Source organism: Methylobacterium sp. WL119, from assembly GCF_008039875.1.
GTDB lineage: Bacteria > Pseudomonadota > Alphaproteobacteria > Rhizobiales > Beijerinckiaceae > Methylobacterium.
Genome location: NZ_VRUU01000087.1, coordinates 1 through 19445 on the forward strand (window position 1 = coordinate 1; position 19445 = coordinate 19445).

Annotated in this window: 13 protein-coding genes; 7 read left to right on the forward strand and 6 right to left on the reverse strand. The window is 73.9% G+C overall.

Annotated features, from left to right (window positions below):
* Window positions 1–178: 178 nt before the first annotated feature.
* Entirely contained in the window at window positions 179–1009 is an 831-nt protein-coding gene (locus tag FV227_RS22385; RefSeq protein WP_246686583.1) for a hypothetical protein, read from the forward strand.
* Window positions 1010–1123: 114 nt separating this feature from the next.
* Window positions 1124–2287 carry a cystathionine gamma-synthase gene (metB, locus tag FV227_RS22390; RefSeq protein WP_147729019.1) on the forward strand — a complete coding sequence of 388 codons (1164 nt, stop codon included), beginning with the start codon at window positions 1124–1126 and terminating at the stop codon, window positions 2285–2287.
* A gap of 29 nt (window positions 2288–2316) precedes the next feature.
* Here the strand turns inward: metB and FV227_RS22395 are convergent, their stop codons facing one another.
* The 3 genes from FV227_RS22395 to FV227_RS22405 all read right to left on the reverse strand — a co-directional run bounded on the left by FV227_RS22395 (window position 2317) and on the right by FV227_RS22405 (window position 3833).
* Window positions 2317–2574 carry a hypothetical protein gene (locus tag FV227_RS22395; RefSeq protein ID WP_147729018.1) on the reverse strand — a complete coding sequence of 86 codons (258 nt, stop codon included), beginning with the start codon at window positions 2572–2574 and terminating at the stop codon, window positions 2317–2319.
* 121 nt (window positions 2575–2695) lie between these two features.
* Window positions 2696–3091, reverse strand: coding sequence for a prolyl oligopeptidase family serine peptidase (locus FV227_RS22400; RefSeq protein ID WP_246686584.1), 396 nt, complete (start codon window positions 3089–3091; stop codon window positions 2696–2698).
* Window positions 3092–3383: 292 nt separating this feature from the next.
* The gene (locus tag FV227_RS22405; protein WP_147729017.1) at window positions 3384–3833 is read right to left on the reverse strand and encodes a helix-turn-helix domain-containing protein; all 450 of its coding nucleotides are present in this window, start codon (window positions 3831–3833) and stop codon (window positions 3384–3386) included.
* Window positions 3834–3915: 82 nt separating this feature from the next.
* Here FV227_RS22405 and FV227_RS22410 point away from each other — a divergent pair, with 82 nt between their 5' ends.
* Complete coding sequence (locus FV227_RS22410) at window positions 3916–5700, forward strand: chloride channel protein (protein WP_147859938.1); 1785 nt, start codon at window positions 3916–3918, stop codon at window positions 5698–5700.
* 21 nt (window positions 5701–5721) lie between these two features.
* On the opposite strand, the gene FV227_RS22415 is transcribed toward FV227_RS22410, so the two are convergent.
* The 3 genes from FV227_RS22415 to FV227_RS22425 are packed head-to-tail and all read right to left on the reverse strand — an operon-like array spanning window position 5722 to window position 9406.
* On the reverse strand, window positions 5722–6411 hold the full coding sequence (locus FV227_RS22415; protein ID WP_243938232.1) for a hypothetical protein: 690 nt from the start codon (window positions 6409–6411) through the stop codon (window positions 5722–5724).
* Window positions 6399–7133, reverse strand: a complete 735-nt coding sequence (locus tag FV227_RS22420) for a DUF1214 domain-containing protein (protein ID WP_147859939.1) — start codon at window positions 7131–7133, stop codon at window positions 6399–6401. Before FV227_RS22420 ends, FV227_RS22415 begins: the two co-directional genes overlap by 13 nt.
* A gap of 5 nt (window positions 7134–7138) precedes the next feature.
* Window positions 7139–9406 (reverse strand): PBP1A family penicillin-binding protein, encoded by a 2268-nt coding sequence (locus FV227_RS22425; RefSeq protein WP_147859940.1) that lies wholly within the window; start codon window positions 9404–9406, stop codon window positions 7139–7141.
* Between the two features lie 250 nt (window positions 9407–9656).
* Here FV227_RS22425 and FV227_RS22430 point away from each other — a divergent pair, with 250 nt between their 5' ends.
* The 4 genes from FV227_RS22430 to FV227_RS22445 all read left to right on the forward strand — a co-directional run bounded on the left by FV227_RS22430 (window position 9657) and on the right by FV227_RS22445 (window position 19376).
* Entirely contained in the window at window positions 9657–10151 is a 495-nt protein-coding gene (locus FV227_RS22430) for a YcgN family cysteine cluster protein (protein WP_147728252.1), read from the forward strand.
* 75 nt (window positions 10152–10226) lie between these two features.
* Complete coding sequence (locus tag FV227_RS22435; RefSeq protein ID WP_147728251.1) at window positions 10227–12263, forward strand: YgiQ family radical SAM protein; 2037 nt, start codon at window positions 10227–10229, stop codon at window positions 12261–12263.
* Between the two features lie 125 nt (window positions 12264–12388).
* The gene (locus tag FV227_RS22440) at window positions 12389–13948 is read left to right on the forward strand and encodes an alpha/beta hydrolase domain-containing protein (protein WP_147859941.1); all 1560 of its coding nucleotides are present in this window, start codon (window positions 12389–12391) and stop codon (window positions 13946–13948) included.
* Window positions 13949–14051: 103 nt separating this feature from the next.
* Window positions 14052–19376: an alpha-2-macroglobulin gene (locus FV227_RS22445; protein ID WP_147859942.1), complete on the forward strand. Its 5325-nt coding sequence runs from the start codon at window positions 14052–14054 to the stop codon at window positions 19374–19376.
* Window positions 19377–19445: the final 69 nt, after the last annotated feature.

Below are 19445 nucleotides of genomic sequence, written 5' to 3' on the forward strand. Positions count from 1 at the left end.
GGCGAGATCCTGCTGTTCCTCGGCGTGCGCTACGAGCGCCTCGCCTCCTGATCCGGCCCCCGGCGGGCGACCCGCCGGCCCGACGATCCCCGCGTCCCACCCCATCGACACCCGAACGAGGCGGACCATGCCAAGTCAGGGCCGGCCGAGTCAGCCCCGGCCGAGTCAGGCCCGGCGCGTGCCGATTCCGATCGCCGGCGCCCGGCGCCGCGCGAGCCCGGTCGCGACCTGCGCGCTCACCGCCGCGCTCCTCGCCGCGCTGCTGGCCGCCTGCGCCCAGGAGGGCGATTTCGGCCGCCCGAAGGCCGGCGCCTGGAACAGCCTGGTCGAGACCACCGGGACGCTGGCCGCCCGCGAGCGCGAGGAGCCGGCCTCCGCCTTCCCGCTGACCGACGAGGAGCAGACGCTGCGCGCGCGCGCCTGGCGCTTCCTGATGCCGGCGGCCCCCGAGGCCGCGTTCGTCGACGTGCTCGCCAACCTCACCCGCGCCCGCGTGCTGCCGCCCTCGTGGCGCCCGGGGGACGTCGCCGCCTATCACGACGCCCTCGTCGCCGAGCCCGCCCGCTCGCCGGTCTCGCGCTACCGCCGGCTGTCCGAGGACGCGACCGCCGACGCCCGGCTGATCCCGCCCTTCGTCGCGATCGCCGCGCGGGTGATCGACGCCGACGCCCTGCGGCTGCGCAGCCTTCCCTTCGCCAGGGCGCTCGACGATGTCGACGTGCGCAACGCCGCCATGCGGGTGGCCGAGAACCGATGCCTGATCGCCTGGGTCCGGCTCGAACTGGCCGAGCGCACCGCGCGCTACCGCTACGCGGTCGAGCACCTCGTCGTCGCGCTGCCCGGCCCGGAGGCCGTGGGGGCGGAGCGCAGCATCGGCGTGCTCGCCGCCCGCCGCGCGCTGCTCGACCCGCTGCTCCCGCGCGAGGCCGCCTTCCGCTGCGGCCTCGTGCCCGGCGAGGATGGGGCCGCGGCGTTGCCGCCGGTGCGCCCGCTGGTCGTGAAGGACTGAAAGGCGGCGCGCGACGTCACGTTCCGTTGTAAGATCGTTTCGTCCTCTATAAAGAACGCCTCGGCGGGGCCGTCGGATCGCACCGCGGACCGATTCCCGGGAGGAGGGGAAGCGATGACCGAACCGAAAGCAGCGCGCACGATCGCGGCCACCAACGGCGTGGCCGCGGACACCGCGTACGGCGCCGTCATCGCCCCGATCCATCTCTCGACGACCTACAAGTTCCCGGCCTTCGAGAAGCCGGGGCCGTACGACTACTCGCGGCTGGGCAACCCGACGCGCGACCAGCTCGCCGACACCATCGCCAAGCTCGAGGGCGGCGCCCGCGCGGTCGTGGTGTCGAGCGGCATGGCGGCCCTCGACCTGGCGCTGTCGAGCCTGCGGCCGGGCGACCTCCTGATCGCCCCGCACGATTGCTACGGCGGCACGCACCGCCTGCTCAGCCTGCGCAGCGCGCGCGGGCACTACACGGTTGCCTTCGTCGACCAGAACGACCCGGCGGCTTTGGCCGCGGCCTTCGCGGGAAGGCCCAAGGTCGTGCTGATCGAGACGCCGAGCAACCCGCTGATGCGCGTCGTCGACGTCCGCCGCGTCACCGGGCTCGCCCGCGAGGCCGGCGCGCTCTCGGTGGTCGACAACACCTTCCTGTCGCCGGCCCTGCAGCGGCCCCTGGCGCTCGGGGCCGACCTCGTCGTGCACGCGACGACCAAGTTCCTCAACGGGCATTCCGACGTGGTCGGGGGCGCGGTGGTCGCGGCCGACGCCAAGGTCGGCGAGGAGCTCGCCGCCTGGGCCAACACCATCGGCGTCACCGGCTCGCCGTTCGACGCCTACCTCACGCTGCGGGGCGTGCGCACCCTGTTCGTGCGGATCGAGCAGCAGCAGAAGACCGCCGGGCGTCTCGCCGCGTTCCTGGCCGGCCACCCGGCCGTCGCCGCGGTGTACTATCCCGGCCTTGAGACCCATCCGGGCCACGCCCTCGCCAAGGCGCAGCAGAGCGGCTTCGGCGCCATGCTGAGCTTCGAGCTCGCGGGCGGGCGCGAGGCGGTGCGGCGGTTCGTGGCGGTGCTGCGGGTGTTCACGCTGGCCGAGTCCCTCGGCGGGGTCGAGAGCCTGATCTCGCACGCCGAGACCATGACCCATGCGGCGATGGATCCCGAGGCGCGCGTGATCGCCGGCATCACCGACGGGCTACTGCGGCTGTCGATCGGGCTCGAGGCGGAGGACGATCTCCTGGCCGACCTGTCCCGCGCGCTCGACGCCCTCCCGCCCGCCTGAAGGTCCGCGCGGCGGCCGCCCGCGCCGGCTCAGCCGCCGCTGCCCGGGCGTTCCGCCTCGCCGCGCATCGCGTTGAGGACGCGGCGCCGGGCCTGGGGATCGCGGATCGAGAGCCAGAGCTGCAGCAGGGACGCCAGCTCGCCGAGCTCGCCGGCCGACTGTGCTCCGGCCTCTCGCTCTCCGGCCCCTTGCGCTCGGTCCCCGTGCGCTCCGGCCGCGAAGGCTTCCACGGGCAGCCCGAGGGCGTCGGCGATCGCTTGCAGGGAATGCACGTTGTCGTTGACCATGCCATCGGTACGAACGTACCGGTCGGAAGGTTGCCGGTTTGAATACAAAATCCATACAATTCGGCTGCGGATCGCCACACGCTTTCGTGAGGGGATCGCGTCGCGGCGCAGGCGACCGTTCTCAGGCCGGCGGATCGTCGTGCAGGATCCGCATCGCGCGTCCCTCAACCTCGTGCCGGTGGATCGGCTCGACGCGGCCGCCGAGGTGGCGGCCGAGGAAGGCTTCGGCCCGGGCGTGGAAGGCGAGGCTGTTCTCCGGCCGGGCGAAGCCGTGGCCCTCGTCGGGGAACAGCAGGTAGGTGACCGGGATGCGCTTGGCGACGAGCGCCGCGACCATCTGGTCGGATTCCGCCTGCCGCACCCGCGGATCGTTCGCGCCCTGCGCGATCAGCAGCGGCACCCGGATCCGGTCGGCGACGTGCCAGCGCCGGCGCGCGCGGTCGACCGCGTAGGCCAGCGGGTCGGTGGTTCTCGTCGCCGTCCGTGTCCTGCAGGTAGAGCAGGTGGCGCCCGTCATAGGCCCATTCGTAGTCGCGGATGCCGCGGTGGCGGTCGGCGGTCACCGGCGCGCCGGAAGCCGGGTCGCCGGCCGGCCCGACCCGGAGGTTCAGCACGCCCTCGACCGGCGCGAGCCAGGCCAGCCGCGTCCCGTCGCGGCTGATCCGGTAGGCGGTCCGCAGCGGGTTGCCGAACAGGTGCGCCCGCGGGATCAGCTCGATCATCAGGGTCGTCCTCCCGCGCCGCCGGCCCGCGGCCGCTCCGCCCGGCATTCGGACCGGAGCGCCCCGGTTCCGCAAGCCCGGCGCTCCTCAAGGGCACCCGGCGTCGGGCCGGCCGTGCACGCGGTCGAGGGCCGTGGCCAGGGCGGTGGCCAGCGCCGGCTCCAGCGTCTGAAGCTCGGCGAGATGGGCCGTCGTCAGCTGCTGCAGCACCGCCATCGCCTTCGGCGTCAGCGTCAGCGCCATGCGGCGCCGGTCCCGGGCCTCAGCGGCCTTGGTCAGGAAGCCCTTGTCGACCATGCGCGCGACCAGCTCCGCCGCGGTCTGCGGCGCGATCAGCAGCTGCTCGGCCACGAACCCGACGGTGGGCGGCCCGTCATGCCCGGCGATCGCCAGCAGCGCCTGATGCTGCTGCGCCGGCAGGCCGACCTTGCCGGCGGCCGCCTCGCTGAAGGCGAGGAAGCGCCGCAGCTCCAGCCGGAAGCGCGCGATCGCGGCATAGGCCTCCCGCGAGAGGACGGGCCCCGCATCCGAATCCATCGAGCATCTCCGGTCAGGGGTTTAATATATCGTATTACGATATATATCGGGCGTCACCGCATCCTACAGGAGGTTCGACCGCATGCAGGCCACCCAGCCAGCCGCGCCCGCCGGGCGTCGGGCTCTCGGCGATTTCCGGACCGACCGACGCCTCGTCCGCCTCTGCGCCATGGCCGTGATCATCGGCCTCGGCAGCACGGTCGCGGCCTGGGCCCTGCTCGCGCTGATCGCCTTCGTGACGAACCTCGTCTGGTTCGGCCGGGTCGACGCGACGGCGACCTCGCTGGCGCGGGCGACGCCGTCGCTCTGGATGGTCTGCGTGCCGCCGCTCGGCGGCCTGGTCATCGGCCTGATGGCGCGGTTCGGCTCCGAGAAGATCCGCGGCCACGGCATTCCCGAGGCGATCGAGGCGATCCTGATCGGCGGCAGCCGCATGTCGCCGAAGGTCGCCGTGCTGAAGCCGGTCTCGTCCGCGATCTCGATCGGCACCGGCGGCCCGTTCGGCGCCGAGGGGCCGATCATCATGACCGGCGGCGCCATCGGCTCGCTGTTCGCGCAGTTCTTCCACTTGAGCGCCGCCGAGCGGAAGACGCTCCTCGTCGCCGGCGCCGCCGCCGGCATGACCGCGATCTTCGGCACGCCGGTCGCCGCGGTGCTGCTCGCGGTGGAGCTGCTGCTGTTCGAGTGGCGCCCGCGCAGCTTCATCCCGGTGGTGGCCGCCGCCGTCACCGCCACGATGCTGCGGCCGGCGCTGTTCGGGTCCGGCCCGCTCTTCCCCTTCGCCGCCGACCCGGTGCTGCCGTGGTGGGGGCTCGCCGCCTGCGTCGCCGTCGGCGTCGTCGCGGGGCTGCTCTCGGGCGTGCTGACGACGCTGCTCTACGGGATCGAGGACGCGTTCGAGCGCCTGCCGATCCACTGGATGTGGTGGCCGGCGCTCGGCGGCCTCGCCGTCGGCCTCGGCGGGCTGGTCGAGCCGCGCGCCCTCGGCGTCGGCTACGACGTCATCGCCGACCTGCTCGGCGGGCACATGCTGGTCCGGGCCGTCCTGCTGATCCTGCTGGTCAAGGCGGCGATCTGGCTCGTCGCGCTCTCGTCCGGCACCTCGGGCGGCGTGCTCGCGCCGCTGCTGATCCTCGGCGGGGCGATGGGCTGGCTCGTCGGGTCGGTGCTGCCGGGCGAGCCCGGGTTCTGGGCCCTGCTCGGCATGGCGGCGATGCTCGGCGGCACGATGCGGGCGCCGCTCACCGGCACGCTGTTCGCCGTCGAGCTGACCGGCGACGTCCACGCGCTGCCGGCGCTGCTGGCGGCGTCGGCGGCCGCCTACGGGGTGACGGTGCTGCTGCTCAAGCGCTCGATCCTGACGGAGAAGATCGCGCGGCGCGGCCAGCACATCACCCGCGAATACGGCATCGACCCCTACGAGCTCACCCGCGTCGCCGCGGTGATGGTGCCCGCGGTCGAGACGCTCGACGCCGGCCTGACGCTCGCCGAGGCGGTCGCGGCGGTGGAGGCGGGGCGCCACGACGCCTACCCGGTGGTGGACGGCGCGCACCGCCCCGTCGGCCTCGTCACCCGCGGCGACGCGCTGCTGTGGCGGGCGGAGGGGAACCGCGCGGGCGAGCGGCTGAGCGAGCGGGTCTCGGATGGGTCGCTGGCCGTCGTCCATCCGGGCGACGTCGCGGCGCACGCCGTCGACCTGATGCTGACGACCGGCCAGGGCCGCCTGCCGGTGACCGATGCGGAGACCGGCGCGCTGGTTGGGCTCGTCACGCGCAAGGACCTGCTGCAGGTCCGCGCCGCCGTGAACCGGTCGGAGGCCGAGCGCCGGGCCTACTTCGCGCGGAAGCGGCCGGCGCCGACGGCGTGACGTCGGCCGTTCGGCTCCACGTCAGCCGTTCGGCTTGGCCCGGCCGGCCGGCGGCGGGCTTGTCGGCGAGGGACTTGCGGGCGGCGGGCTCGCCGGCGACGCGCTGGCCGGCGCCGGGTCGGGATCCGGCTCGTCCGGGCTGTCGGTGGTGCAGGAGACCGCCTGCACCGCGTCGTTGGCGGCCTGCCGCTGGCTCGGCAGGGCGGCGATGACGCGGACCACGACGAATCCCTGGTCGCTCGGGGCGACGATCCGCACGTCGCGGCTCGGCTCGTTCTCGTCGTCGCTGGCGAGCGCCGCGTCGTACTGCGCCCGGGTCAGCACCACGAGGTCGAGGGCGCCGCGCACCGCCGCCTGGTCGGTCACCGCGTAGAAGGCGCCCTTCCGCCCGTGCACCGCCAGCGACAGCATCATCGCGCCGGTGCGGGCCGAGACCCGCATCGGGCCGTCGTCCAGGTCGTAGGCGCAGACGCCGACTGCGACCGACGGGTCGGGGATCGGCAGCCACGCCTCGGCCGGCGCCGCCTCGCCGTGGGTCGCCAGCGTGTAGACCCGCTGCGGGTGCTCCAGGCTCTCGCTGGAGCGGGCGCGGGTGAGGGCGTCGGTCTCCGACAGGGCGGGAATCGCGAGCACCGTCGCCACGTGGACGATGCCGGCGAGCGCCAGCCCGCAGGCGGTGGCGTAGATGACGCGCAGGTTCACGAGGCGCATCCCGTCCGGGTGATGGCCGGGACGGCGTCGCGGTCGAGCGTCCCGGCGCTGGCGGCCACGGGGGTGTCGTAGAGGCGCAGCGCCAGCCGGATCGGCCCGCTGGCGCGCGGGCTCGGCAGCCAGTTGCCGGGCTCGACCTCGGGGCCGAGGAGGATCGCGAAGCGCCCGTCGGCCTCGCGCAGGATCTCGGTGGCGGTGAAGCCCTCGCGTACCGGCTGGCGGCCGGGCTCGGGCGCGCCGCGGCCGGCCACCGTCAGCGTCCAGGCGCGGGCCGGCGGGGTGACGCCGGCGATGCGGTAGGTGCAGGTCGCGTCGAGCGCCCGCCCGGCATCGTCGACCGCGGCGGTGAGCAGCAGCCCCTCGCCGACCGCGAGCGGCACCTCGCCCCGGCGGGCGTTGACGGCGCGGGTATAGGGGTCGGCCGCGGTCGAGCCGGCCCGCGGCCACGCGGTCCAGGCCCCCACCGTGACGCCGCCGAACGGGTAGCCGCCCCGCGTCGCCCAGTCGGCGCTGGCAAGCCCGAGGCCGGCGCCGAGCGCGAGCGCGTAGAGGGCGAGCGCGGCCGGCGAGGCACCGGAGGCGAGCTTCCGCAGACGGCCGGCGGCCGTGCCGGTGCCCCTGTCCGTGCCCCTGTCGGTGCCTTGCCGCGGGCTCGGCTCGCGCCGCGCGTCCGCGGCCTGCGGCGCGACCGCCGTCGCGGCCGGATCGATGCCCGACGCCATGGCCGTCACCGGGTCTCGAAGCGGCCGCCGACGGAGCGGGTGCCTTCGGCGACGTCGCGGGTCGTGGCGGCCGGCGCCAGGCTCGCGCCCGGGCGCGGCTCGCCGGCGGCGGGCTTGGCCTCGCCCGCATCGGGCCGGGCCCGCTCGACGGTGCGGAACAGGCCGTTGAGGCCGCCGATCACCTCGAAGCTCCGGCGCGAGAGCTTGCCGTAGCTGGTCGCGGCCGGATCGGTCGGGGCGGCGGCGGCGGCCTGGGCGGCGGCGGCGTTCGGGGCCTTGAGCCCCGGCAGGGGCTTGAGCTCGATGCCCTGGTGGGCGACCTCGAGCACGTCGTGCCAGGCGGAGGCGGGGAGCGAGCCGCCGGTCATCTTGTTGGTCGAGGTGTGGTCGTCGTTGCCGAACCAGACCGCGGCGACGTAGTTGCCGGTGTAGCCGACGAACCACGCGTCGCGGTAGGCGTTCGTGGTGCCGGACTTGCCCGCGACCTTCATGCCCTCGAGCTGCGCGCGGCGGCCGGTGCCCTCCTCGACCACCTTGTTCAGCATGTAGTTCATGTCGGCCACGACCTGGGTCGAGAGCACCTGCTCGGGCTTCTCGTCGTCGTGCCGGTAGATCACCTCGCCGCTGGAGTTCTTCACCTCGGAGGCCGCGTAGGGCTTCGCCTTGCGCCCGCCGTTGGCGAACACCGCGTAGGCCGCGGCCTGGTCGATCACCGTCACCTCGGCCGAGCCGATCGGCAGCGAGACGGAATCGACCAGCGGGGTGGTGATGCCCATGCGGTGGGCCGTGTCGATGATCTTGGCGCGGCCCGCCTTCGCCGCCGGGAAGTCGCCCTTGATCCCGAGGCCCTTGCCGATGGCGATCGAGACCTTGATCGGGATCGTGTTGATCGATTTGGCCACCGCGAGCCACATCGGCTGGCGCCCGGAATAGGAGCGGCCGTAATTCTGCGGGCACCAGTTGCCGAGGCAGACGGGGCTGTCGACGACCACCGTGTCCGGCCGGAACAGGCCCGAGCTCAGCGCCGCCGCGTAGACGTAGGGCTTGAACGACGAGCCGGGCTGGCGCAGCGCGTCGGTGGCGCGGTTGAACTGGCTCTCGCCGTAATCGGCGCCGCCGACCATCGCGCGCAGGGCGCCGTCGGGATCGAGGATCACCATCGCCGCCTCGTCGACGTCGTAGGCCTCGCCGGACTTGCGCAGGATGTCGGCCACCACCTGGTCGGCGCGCTTCTGGATGCCGAGGTCGAGCGGCGTCTTCACCGTCAGCACCCGGTCGCTCTTGAACTTGCCCGCGTCGGCCATGGCCTTGATCTCGCCGAAGGCCCAGTCGAGGTAGTAGTCGGCGGTGATGTCGCGGGTGCGCGTCACCGGCGTCGCCGGGTTGCGCAGCGCCGTCTGGATCTGCCCCTCGGTGACGAAGCCGGCCTCGACCATGTTGTGCAGCACGTCGACGGCGCGCGCGCGGGCCGCCGGAAGGTTGACGCTCGGCGCGTACTTGCTCGGCGCCTTGAACAGGCCGGCCAGCATCGCGGCCTCGGCCAGGCTGATGTCCTTCAGCGGCTTGCCGAAATAGTAGTCCGCCGCCGCCACCGCGCCGAAGGTGCCGCCGCCCATGTAGGCGCGGTCGAGGTAGAGCTTCAGGATCTCGTTCTTGGTCAGGTGGCTCTCGAGCCACAGGGCCAGAAAGGCCTCGTTGATCTTGCGCTCCAGCGAGCGCTCGTTGGTGAGGAACAGGTTCTTGGCGAGCTGCTGCGTGATCGACGAGCCGCCCTGGGTGTTGCCGCCGCCGCGCGAGTTGTTGACCAGCGCCCGCATCGTGCCGATCGGGTCGATGCCCCAGTGCTCGTAGAAGCGGCGGTCCTCGGTCGAGACCAGGGCCTTGATCATGATGTCGGGGAATTCGTCGAGCTTGAGCGAGTCGTCGTGCTTGATCCCGCGCCGCCCGACCTCGGTGCCGTAGCGGTCGAGGAAGGTGACCGCGAGGTCCTGCTGCTTCAGCCAGTTGTCGCTGGTGAGGTTGAAGGCGGGCTGCGCCATCGCCAGCATCAGGATCGCAGCCCCGGTGCCGAGCGTCGTGGCTTCGCTCGTCAGGTCGAGCGCGACCCGCTTCCAGCCGCGGAAGGCGAAGACCTTCATCCGCTCCTGGAAGCGGCCGTAGGCCGCGCCGCCGGAGACGCCGCTGTCGTAGAGGCCCGCATTGACCCACGCGTCGAAGGCCAGCGACGCGTGCCTGATGCGGGTGAGGAGACGAGAGACGTTCAGCAGGCGCACGACGGGGTTCCGGCTCCTAGAGACGCCTCGACGGACCCGCGGACGACGGGGCCGTGCCCCTCTCTACCAAGCCGCGGGGCCTTTCGCGAGATGGAACGCGGCCCTCGCGGCGATGGGTCCGGCGGGCGCCCGAGAAAGGTCGCGTCAGTCTTGATGCGGGATTGGGGCGGCGCCGGGGCGAGGTTGCGCGGCCGGCGCCCATGCGGCACAGGAGAGCGCTTCAGCCCTTGAGACACGAGAGGTGTTCCCGATGGGGAACCCCAAGCCCGCCCCCGCGGGTGCCGCCCTGCCGTTCTGGCGGGAGAAATCCCTCGATGCGATGACGCCGGCCGAGTGGGAGAGCCTGTGCGACGGCTGCGGCCGCTGCTGCCTGCTCAAGCTCGAGGACGACGACACCGGCGAGGTCCACCACACCGACGTCGGCTGCACGCTGCTCGACGGCCACCATTGCCGCTGCCGCGACTACGCCAAGCGCCAGGTCCGCGTGCCGGACTGCGTCCGCCTCACGCCGGAGGCGGTGCGCACGATCCCGTGGCTGCCGCCCACCTGCGCCTACCGCCTGGTCCGCGACGGCGAGCCGCTGTTCGACTGGCACCCGCTGATCTCGGGCTCGCGCAACAGCGTCCACGACGCCGGCATCTCGATCCGCGGCCGGATGGCCGGCAACGAGGAGGAGTTCTCCGACGACGAGCTCCCGGACCGGATCGTCGACTGGCCGACGGCGATGCCGGGCGAGGAGGGGTAGGGGGCGGGCTGGTCCGTGATGACCCGCCGCGCCGTTCGTTGAGGTCGCGGCCCCGGCGGTCTATGCACGGGCCCCATGGACCTCCTCCAAGCTTCCGCGAGTCGATCCCCGGCTCCCCTCGCCTGCAAGCGGCCGTCTTCCAAGGCGGCGGCGCCGTTCCTGCCCATGAGCCGCGCCGAGATGGACGCGCTCGGGTGGGAATCCTGCGACATCGTCCTGGTGACGGGCGACGCCTATGTCGACCATCCCAGCTTCGGCATGGCCATCATCGGCCGGCTGCTCGAGGCGCAGGGATTCCGGGTCGGCATCATCGCGCAGCCCGACTGGCAATCGGCGGAGCCGTTCAAGGCCCTGGGCCGGCCGGCGCTGTTCTTCGGCGTCACCGGCGGCAATCTCGACTCGATGGTGAACCGCTACACGGCGGACCGTCGCCTGCGCCACGATGACGCCTACACCGCGGGCGGGGAGGGCGGCCGGCGCCCGGACCGCTCGACCATCGTCTACACGCAGCGCTGCCGCGAGGCGTACAAGGACGTGCCGATCATCCTCGGCGGCATCGAGGCCTCGCTCCGCCGCATCGCCCATTACGATTACTGGTCCGACAAGGTGCGCCGCTCGATCCTCGCGGATGCGAAGGCCGACCTGCTGCTCTACGGCAATGCCGAGCGCGCCGTGGTCGAGGTGGCGAACCGCCTCGCGGCCGGCGCGGCGCCGCACGAGCTGGACTCCGTCCGGGGCGTCGCCCTGTTCCGCCGCGTGCCCGCGCACTACGCCGAGCTGCCCGCCGACGACCTCGATTCGGCCGACGAGGCCGCCAGCCGCCGCCCCGGCGAGACCGTGATCCGGCTCCCCGCCTACGACGAGGTCAAGGACGACAAGGAGGCCTATGCCCGCGCCTCGCGGGTGCTGCACCGGGAGGCCAACCCCGGCAACGCCCGCCCCCTCGTCCAGCGCCACGGCGACCGCGACCTGTGGCTGAACCCGCCGCCGATCCCGCTCTCCAGCGAGGAGATGGATGCGGTCTACGACCTGCCCTACGCCCGCGCCCCCCATCCCGCCTACGGCGACGCGAAGATCCCCGCCTGGGACATGATCAAGTTCTCCGTGACGATCATGCGCGGCTGCTTCGGCGGCTGCACCTTCTGCTCGATCACCGAGCACGAGGGCCGCGTCATCCAGAACCGGTCGGAAGGCTCGATCCTGCGCGAGATCGAGCGGATCCGCGACAAGACCCCGGGCTTCACCGGCGTGATCTCGGATGTCGGCGGGCCGACGGCGAACATGTACCGGATGGCCTGCAAGGACCCGAAGATCGAGGCGGCGTGCCGGCTGCCGTCCTGCGTCTTCCCGGACATCTGCCCGAACCTGAACACCTCGCACGACGACCTGATCCGGCTCTATCGCAAGGTCCGCGAGGTCAAGGGCGTCAAAAAGGTGATGGTGGCCTCCGGCGTGCGCTACGACCTCGCGGTCCGGAGCCCCGAATACGTCGAGGAGCTCGTGACCCATCACGTCGGCGGCCGGCTGAAGATCGCCCCCGAGCACACCGAGCGCGGCCCCCTCGACCTGATGATGAAGCCGGGGATCGGCACCTACGACCGCTTCAAGGAGATGTTCGACGCGGCCGCCGAGAAGGCCGGCAAGAAATACTACCTGATCCCGTACTTCATCGCGGCCCATCCGGGCACGACCGACCAGGACATGATGAACCTCGCCGTCTGGCTCAAGAAGAACGACTACCGCGCCGATCAGGTGCAGACGTTCCTGCCCTCGCCGATGGCGACCGCCACGACGATGTACCACACCGAGATCAATCCGTTGCAGGGCGTGCGGCGCGGCGGCAGCGAGCCGGTCGACGCGATCAAGGGGATGCGCCAGCGCCGGCTGCACAAGGCGTTCCTACGCTACCACGACCCCGAGAACTGGCCCCTGCTGCGCGAGGCGCTGCGGGCGATGGGCCGCGCGGATCTCATCGGGCCGCGGCCGGACCAGCTCGTCCCGCTCTCGCAGCCGCCGGGAACGGGCCTGGGCAAGGCGGGCGGCCAGCCGCGACCCGGGCGCCATCCGGGCGCGCCGCGTTTCACCACGAAGGGCGTGCCGCTGCGGAAGTGACGGCCGCGCGCATCGGGCGTTCCATGTCGGGATCGAGCGCCGAGCGCGGTTCCATCCGCCCCCGGATCGTCCCCCCGGCCGGCACGCCGCGACGGCGTCAGGCTCTGCCGAAACGAGGGGTTCCCATGCCACACATCCTCCACGCCGCAGCCCTCCTCCTCGCCCTCGGCGCGGGCGCGGCCGAGGCCAGGGTCGTCCGCCTGGAGATCGCGTCCAAGCAGCCCTACGGCACGTTCGCGGCGGGGGCCTATGCGCGCTGGGAGGGGCGCGTCGTCGGCGATCTGGCGCCCGGCGAGGCCGGCATTCCCGATCTCGACAGGGCGACGCGCAACGCCGCCGGCAGGGTCGAGTACGCGGCGCGGGTGATCCTGTTCCTGCCGGTCGATGCGGCCGCCGGCAACGGCGCGCTGCTGGTCGACGTGCCCAATCGCGGCAAGGCCTACGCCCACGCGCTCTACAACAGCCCGCGGGCGCTGCCGATGGCGTCGGGCAACCTCGATGCCGGCACCGGCTTCCTGGAGGATCGCGGCTACCGGGTCGCCGAGGTGTACTGGGAGCTCGGCCAGGGCGCCGACCTGCCGTCCTTCACCGACGGCGAGGGACAGCGGCGCTTCGTCGAGGGGGTCGGCTTCGCCATCGTGCGCGATACGGCCGACTTCCTCGCCCACGCGGCGGCCGATGCCGCGGGCACGCCGAACCCGCTCGCCGGCAGCGTGAGCCGGACGCTCGCCACCGGCAAGTCGCAGGACGGGCGCTTCCTGAAGACCTTCCTGCTGCACGGCTTCAACCGCGCCGACGGCCGGCGCGTCTTCGACGGGATGCACGTCTTCGTCTCGGGCGCGGGGCTGCTGCCGATCCTGCGATCGGGCACCGGGCCGGGATCGAGCGCCGACGGCGCGCCGAATTTTGCCGATCCGGAGTTTCCCGGCGTCCACGACGGGCCGCTGACCATCGGCGCGATCGTCGCCGCGGCCGAGGCGCGGGGCGAGGTGGCGCCGAAGGCGATGCTCCTGAATTCGACCACGGATTACGCGTCGCTGCGCGCCTCGCTCGGCCGCACCGGCGCCACCGGCACCGAAGACCTCGCGCTGCCGGCCAACGTCCGGATGTACGACGTCGCCGGCGCCTCGCACGTCACCGTGGTCCGGGCCGAGGCCTGCAGCCTGCCGCCGGGCCGCCTCGACTGGGCTCCCGTGGCCCGGGCCACGCTCCAGCGCCTCGACGGCTGGGTCGCGCAAAACCTCGCCCCGCCCGGGACCCGGCTGATGCCGCTGGTGCCGGCCACCGGCGACGCGAGCGTGCTGCAGGCGCCCAGGACCCTGCAGGGGGCGGTCGTCCAGGTGCCGCGGCGCGACGCCGACGGCAATCCCGTCGGCGGCGTGCGCCTGCCCGACATCGCGGCGCCGCTCGGCGTCCACGGCCTGCAGAACGCGCCGCTGTCCACCTTCACCTGCTCGCTCGTCGGCGCCTACCGGCCCTTCCCGCGACGGGCGACCGAGGGCGGCCCGCCGTCGCTGGCCGAGCGCTACCGGAGCCAGGCCGACTACGTGAACCGGGTGCGCGAGGCCGCCCGGGAGGCCGAGGCCCAGGGCTTCCTGCTGCCGGAGGATGCGGCGGTCATCGTCGACGCCGCCGCCGCGGACCCGATTTTTGGCGGGACGGGGCCGACGGCGGCCCCGCGCTGATTGCGGCCGGCGGGGCGGGTGCTACGGTCCGCCCGGCATTTGCGCCACGCGAATCGCCGGTCGGCCCCGAGGGGCCGACCGGCGCGACAGGGCGAGGACGATCATGCTGGGATCGGGGTTCGGGCGTCGGATCGGCCTGCTGGCCGGGCTCCTGATCGCGGCGCCGTCGACGACGCCGTCCTTCGCGCAGGCGCCGGCGCCCGCCGCCCGTGCCGTCCCCAGGCCGGCGCCCGCGGCCCGGCCCGCACCGGCGATCGCAAGGACCTTCGTGCGCGAGGGGCTGGCGAGCGCGGCCGTGCGGCTCGAAACGTCGCTGAAGGGCGAGGCCGCCGGCGCGCTCAAGGGGCCCGGTCAATCCCGCCGCGCCGCCGAGGCGCTGCTCGCCGACGAGAAGGCCGCCGAGGCGCTGCCGCCCTTCGCCGCCGCGGTGGCGGCCGACCCGTCCGACGTCCAGGCCTGGCTCGGCTACGCGCGGGCGGCCGACGCGGTCGCCGGCGACGACGAGAACAAGGATTACGAGGGCCGCGCGCGCCTGCGCGGCCGGGCCCCGGCCGCCGCCTACCAGGCCTACCAGCGCGCGCGGACCGCGCCCGAGGCGGCCGAGGCCCTGGCGCTGCTCGCCGAGATCCAGGGCGGCCGGGCGGAGTGGCGCCCGGCGCTCGAAGCCTACGGGGCGAGCCTGGCCCTGAACGACGTGGCGTCCGTGCGCGAGGCCTACGAGACGATGCGCGCCGAGCACGGTTTCCGCATCCTCGACTACAAGGTCGACGCCGACGCCGCCGCCCCGCGGGTGTGCTTCACCTTCTCCGAGCCGCTGGCGGCCAAGGCCGACTTCGCCCCCTTCGTCGCGGTGTCGGGCGCGACCAACGCCGCGGTCACGGCCGAAGGCTCCCAGGTCTGCGTCGACGGGCTGAAGCACGGCGGCTCCTACGCCTTCGTCGTGCGCCAGGGCCTGCCCTCCGCGGTGGGCGAGAGCCTGCTGAAGTCGGCCGACTACGAGGTCTACGTCCGCGACCGCGCCCCCCAGGTGCGCTTCACCGGCCGCAACTACGTCCTGCCCCGCACCGGGCAGGCGGGGGTGCCGCTGGTCTCGGTCAACGCGCCGAAGGTCGACGTCGAGGTGCTGCGCATCGGCGACCGCGGCCTGCTGCCGTCGCTGCGGTCGGAGGAGTTCCTGGGCCAGCTCAACGGCGCCACCGCCCGGACCATCGCCGCGCAGAAGGGCGTCCAGGTCTGGAAGGGCACGCTCGACACGGCCAAGGCCGAGGTCAACCAGGAATCGGTCACCGCCTTCCCGGTGCTCCAGGCCGTGGGCCGGCTCGAGCCCGGCCTCTACGTGATGCTGGCGCAGGCCTCGGGCACCGCCGCGACCGCGGAGGGCGAGGATGGCGGCTACGAGGCCAAGGCGACGCAGTGGTTCGTGGTCTCCGATCTCGGGCTCACCGCCTTCAAGGGCCGCGACGGCGTCCACGTCTTCGCGCGCTCGCTCGCCAGCGCGACGGTGGTCGCGAACGCCGAGATCCGCCTGATCGCCCGCAACAACGAGGTGCTGGCCGCGCGCCGGACCGACGCGAGCGGCCACGCCGCCTTCGATCCGGGGCTCGCCCGCGGCGAGGGCGGCGTCGCCCCGAGCCTGGTGGTGGCGCAGGTCGGCGACGATTACGGCTTCCTCGACCTCGACCTCGCCGCCTTCGACCTCACCGACCGCGGCGTGAAGGGCCGGGCCGACGCCGGCTCGATCGAGGCCTACGTCTTCCCCGAGCGCGGGGTCTACCGCTCCGGCGAGACCGTGCAGATCACCGCGCTCCTCCGCGACGGGCAGGGCAAGGCGGTGCCGAGCCTGCCGCTGACCCTGGTGGTCAAGCGCCCCGACGGCGTCGAGTACCGCCGCGTCTCGGTGGCCGACCAGGGCCTCGGCGGGCGCGCCCTGCCGCTGCCGCTGCTCTCGGGCGCGATGCACGGCACCTGGCTGATCCAGGCCTTCACCGATCCGAAGGCGCCCGCCGTCGGCGAGGCCTCGTTCCTGCTCGAGGACTACGTCCCCGAGCGGCTCGAGGTGACGCTGAAGCCCGAGCAGCCGAGCCTGCGCCGGGGCGAGGCCGCCCGGGTCGCTGTGGCGGCGCGCTACCTCTACGGCGCGCCGGGCTCGGGCCTCGACGTCTCGGGCAGCGTCACCGTGCAGGCGGCGGCCGCGAGCGGCATCAAGGGCCTGGACGGCTTCTCGGTCGGGCTCGACGACGAGGCGATCGAGGCCTCGACCCAGGAGATCGAGGCGCGCGCCGCCACCGACGCCAAGGGCGAGGCCGTGGTCGCGGTGCCGGTGCAGGCGCTGGCCGCGCCGCGCCCGGTCGAGGCCAAGATCACGCTCGCGGTCGGCGAGCCCGGCGGGCGGGCGCTGTCGCGCAGCCTCACCCTGCCGATCCTGCCCGAGGGCCCGGTTCTGGCGATCCGCAAGGGCTTTGGCGACGACCTGCCCGTCGGCGGCACCGCCGGCTTCGACGTGGTGATGGCCGCGCCCGACGGCACGCGCCTGGCGCAGGCCGGCGCGACCTGGACGCTGTCGCGGCTGGAGCAGACCTACCAATGGTATCGCGCCGACGGCCGCTGGTCGTTCGAGCCGGTGAAGTCCGTGCGCCGGGTCGCCGACGGCACCCTCGACCTGAAGGCCGACGCGCCGGCCAAGGTGGCCCGGGCGCTCGGCTTCGGGAAGTACCGCCTCGAGGTCAGCGCGCCGGGCCGGCCGGGGGCTGCGGCCTCCGTCAGCTTCAGCGTCGGCTGGAGCGGCTCGGAGACGGCCGAGGTGCCCGACCTCCTCGACCTCACCCTCGACAAGGCGGCCTACACGGCCGGCGACACCCTCCAGGCGCGGCTGAACCCGCGCTTCAAGGGCCGCGCCACCGTCACGGTGGTCGGCGACCGGCTGCAGGCGGTGCTCGACGTGGACGTGCCGGAGGGCGGCGTCACGGTGTCGATCCCGGTCAAGGCCGAGTGGGGCGCCGGCGCCTATCTCGTCGCCACCGCCTACCGGCCGCTTGACCAGGCCGCCAAGCGCCTGCCGGGCCGGGCGCTGGGGCTGGCGTGGTTCTCGGTCGACCGGGCCGAGCGGGCGCTGACGGTCTCGGTCGAGGCCCCGGAGAAGACGCGCCCGCGCCAGGACCTGACCCTGCCGATCCGGCTCGCGGGGCTCAAGGCCGGCGAGGCGGCCCGCGTCACCGTGGCGATGGTCGACGTCGGCATCCTCAACCTCACCCGCTACGAGGCGCCGAACCCGGTCGCCTACTTCCTCGGCCAGAAGGCGCTCGGACCCGAGATCCGCGACCTCTACGGGTACCTGATCGACGGGATGCAGGGCACGCTGGGCGCGATCCGCTCCGGCGGCGACGGCGCCGGCGGGGAGCTGGCCGACGCGCCGCCGACCCAGGCGCCGCTCGCGCTCTATTCCGGCGTGGTGACGGTGGCCCCCGACGGCAGCGCCAGCGTCACCTTCCCGGTGCCGGCATTCAACGGCACCGCGCGGGTGATGGTCACCGCCTGGAGCGGCAGCCGCGTCGGCCAGGCCTCGGCCGACGTGATCGTGCGCGATCCCGTGGTCGTCACCGGCACGCTGCCGCGCTTCCTCAATGCCGGCGACCGCTCCCGCGTCTTCCTGGCGCTCGACAACGTCGAGGGGCAGGGCGGCGACTACACCCTCGACCTCGACCTGTCGGGGCCGGTGCTGGTCGGGGCGCAGGCGGTGCGCACGACGATGCGGCTGGAGGCGGGCGCCAAGGGGCAGCTCGTGGTGCAGATCACCGCGGCCGGGCCCGGCACCGCGAGCCTCGACCTGACGCTCTCCGGCCCGGGCCTCGCCGCGGGCGTCGGCCAGCGCTTCACGCTTCCCGTCTCGCCCGGCACCGGCGCGCTGGTGCGGCGCGAGGTGCGCACGCTGGCGCCCGGCGCGAGCCTACAGCTCTCCGGGGACCTGCTCGCCGACATCCTGCCCGGCACCGGCACCGTCTCGGTGGCGGCCGGCGCGCTGCCGGGCATCGACGTGCCGGCGCTGCTGCTGGCGCTGGACCGCTACCCCTACGGCTGCTCCGAGCAGGTGGTGAGTCGGGCGATGCCGCTGCTCTACGTCAACGCGCTCGCGGCCAAGGACAGGCTGGCCCTCGACGACACCGTCGACGCCCGCATCCGCGAGGCGATCGAGCGGGTGCTGTCGCGCCAGGATGCGAGCGGCGATTTCGGGCTGTGGTCGGCGCAGGGGTCGAACGACCTCTGGCTGTCGGCCTACGTCACCGACTTCCTGACGCGGGCCCGCGAGCGCGGCTTCGCCGTGCCGCAGGTGGCGTTCGGCCAAGCCCTCGACCGCCTGCGCAACGCGGTCGCCAACACCACGGAGGTGCGCGACGGCGGCACCGACCTCGCCTACGCGGCCTACGTGCTGGCCCGGAACGGCCGCCCGGTGATGGGGGACCTCCGCTACCTCGCCGACACCAAGCTCGCCGACTTCGCCACCCCCCTCGGGCGGGCGCAGATCGCGGCGGCCCTGGCGCTCCTCGGCGACCGCGGCCGCGCCGCCAAGGCGATGGAGTCCGCGTTGACGGCGCTCCGGTCCGAGCGCGACAGGCAGAGCTACCGCGCCGATTACGGCTCGCGCCTGCGCGACGGCGCCGGCCTGCTGGCGCTCGCCGCCGAGACCGGTTTCTCGCAGGCCGCGCTGACACCGGTCTCCGCGGTGCTTGTCGAGGAGCGCGCCTCCGGGCGGGTCACCAGCACGCAGGAGAACACCTGGATGGTGCTGGCGGCCCAGGGCCTGACGCAGGAAGCCGACGCGCTGTCCTTCACCGTCGACGGCGCGCCCCAGGCCGGCCCGCTGGCGCGGAGCTACCGGGCGGCGGCGCTGGAGCGGCCGGTGGCGATCGCCAACACCGGCCGGGCGCCGGTGCAGGTGGTGGTCGGCGTCTCGGGCAATCCCGTGTCGCCCGAGCCGGCCGACGCGCGCGGCTACGCCATCGAGCGGAGCTATCACCGCCTCGACGGCAGCGTCGTCGACCCCGCCCGCGGCATCCGCCAGAACGACCGCCTCGTGGTGGTGCTGAAGGTGACGGAGGCCAAGGCCAGCGCCGGCCGCCTGCTGCTGGTCGACCACCTGCCCGCGGGCCTCGAGATCGACAACCCGAAGCTCCTCGACGCCGACGCGCTCACCGGCCTCGCCTTCGCGAAGTCCGACGTGCAGCCGGTCCACACCGAGTTCCGCGACGACCGCTTCGTGGCCGCCTACGACCGCTCGCCCGAGCAGTCGGCCTTCTTCACCGCCGCCTACACCGTGCGCGCGGTCTCGCCCGGCACCTACGTCCATCCCGGCGCGACCATCGAGGACATGTACCGCCCCGAACGCTTCGGCCGCACCGCGTTCGGCTCGGTCGAGATCGGGGCGGCGAAGTAGGGATGGGCGGCCGCCCGCGCGTCCCTCCCCCCTCTGCGGGGGAGGGGACCCTGCGGAGCAGGGGGGGAG

Coding starts and splice junctions, on each gene's coding strand:
- FV227_RS22400 (WP_246686584.1), bottom strand. CDS start 3,091: ATGACGGGCGCCACCTGCTCTACCTGCAGGACACGGACGGCGACGAGA.
- FV227_RS22395 (WP_147729018.1), bottom strand. CDS start 2,574: ATGGTCAACGACAACGTGCATTCCCTGCAAGCGATCGCCGACGCCCTC.
- FV227_RS22415 (WP_243938232.1), bottom strand. CDS start 6,411: ATGCGCCTCGTGAACCTGCGCGTCATCTACGCCACCGCCTGCGGGCTG.
- FV227_RS22445 (WP_147859942.1), top strand. CDS start 14,052: ATGCTGGGATCGGGGTTCGGGCGTCGGATCGGCCTGCTGGCCGGGCTC.
- FV227_RS22440 (WP_147859941.1), top strand. CDS start 12,389: ATGCCACACATCCTCCACGCCGCAGCCCTCCTCCTCGCCCTCGGCGCG.
- FV227_RS22405 (WP_147729017.1), bottom strand. CDS start 3,833: ATGGATTCGGATGCGGGGCCCGTCCTCTCGCGGGAGGCCTATGCCGCG.
- FV227_RS22410 (WP_147859938.1), top strand. CDS start 3,916: ATGCAGGCCACCCAGCCAGCCGCGCCCGCCGGGCGTCGGGCTCTCGGC.
- metB (WP_147729019.1), top strand. CDS start 1,124: ATGACCGAACCGAAAGCAGCGCGCACGATCGCGGCCACCAACGGCGTG.
- FV227_RS22435 (WP_147728251.1), top strand. CDS start 10,227: ATGGACCTCCTCCAAGCTTCCGCGAGTCGATCCCCGGCTCCCCTCGCC.
- FV227_RS22420 (WP_147859939.1), bottom strand. CDS start 7,133: ATGGCGTCGGGCATCGATCCGGCCGCGACGGCGGTCGCGCCGCAGGCC.
- FV227_RS22430 (WP_147728252.1), top strand. CDS start 9,657: ATGGGGAACCCCAAGCCCGCCCCCGCGGGTGCCGCCCTGCCGTTCTGG.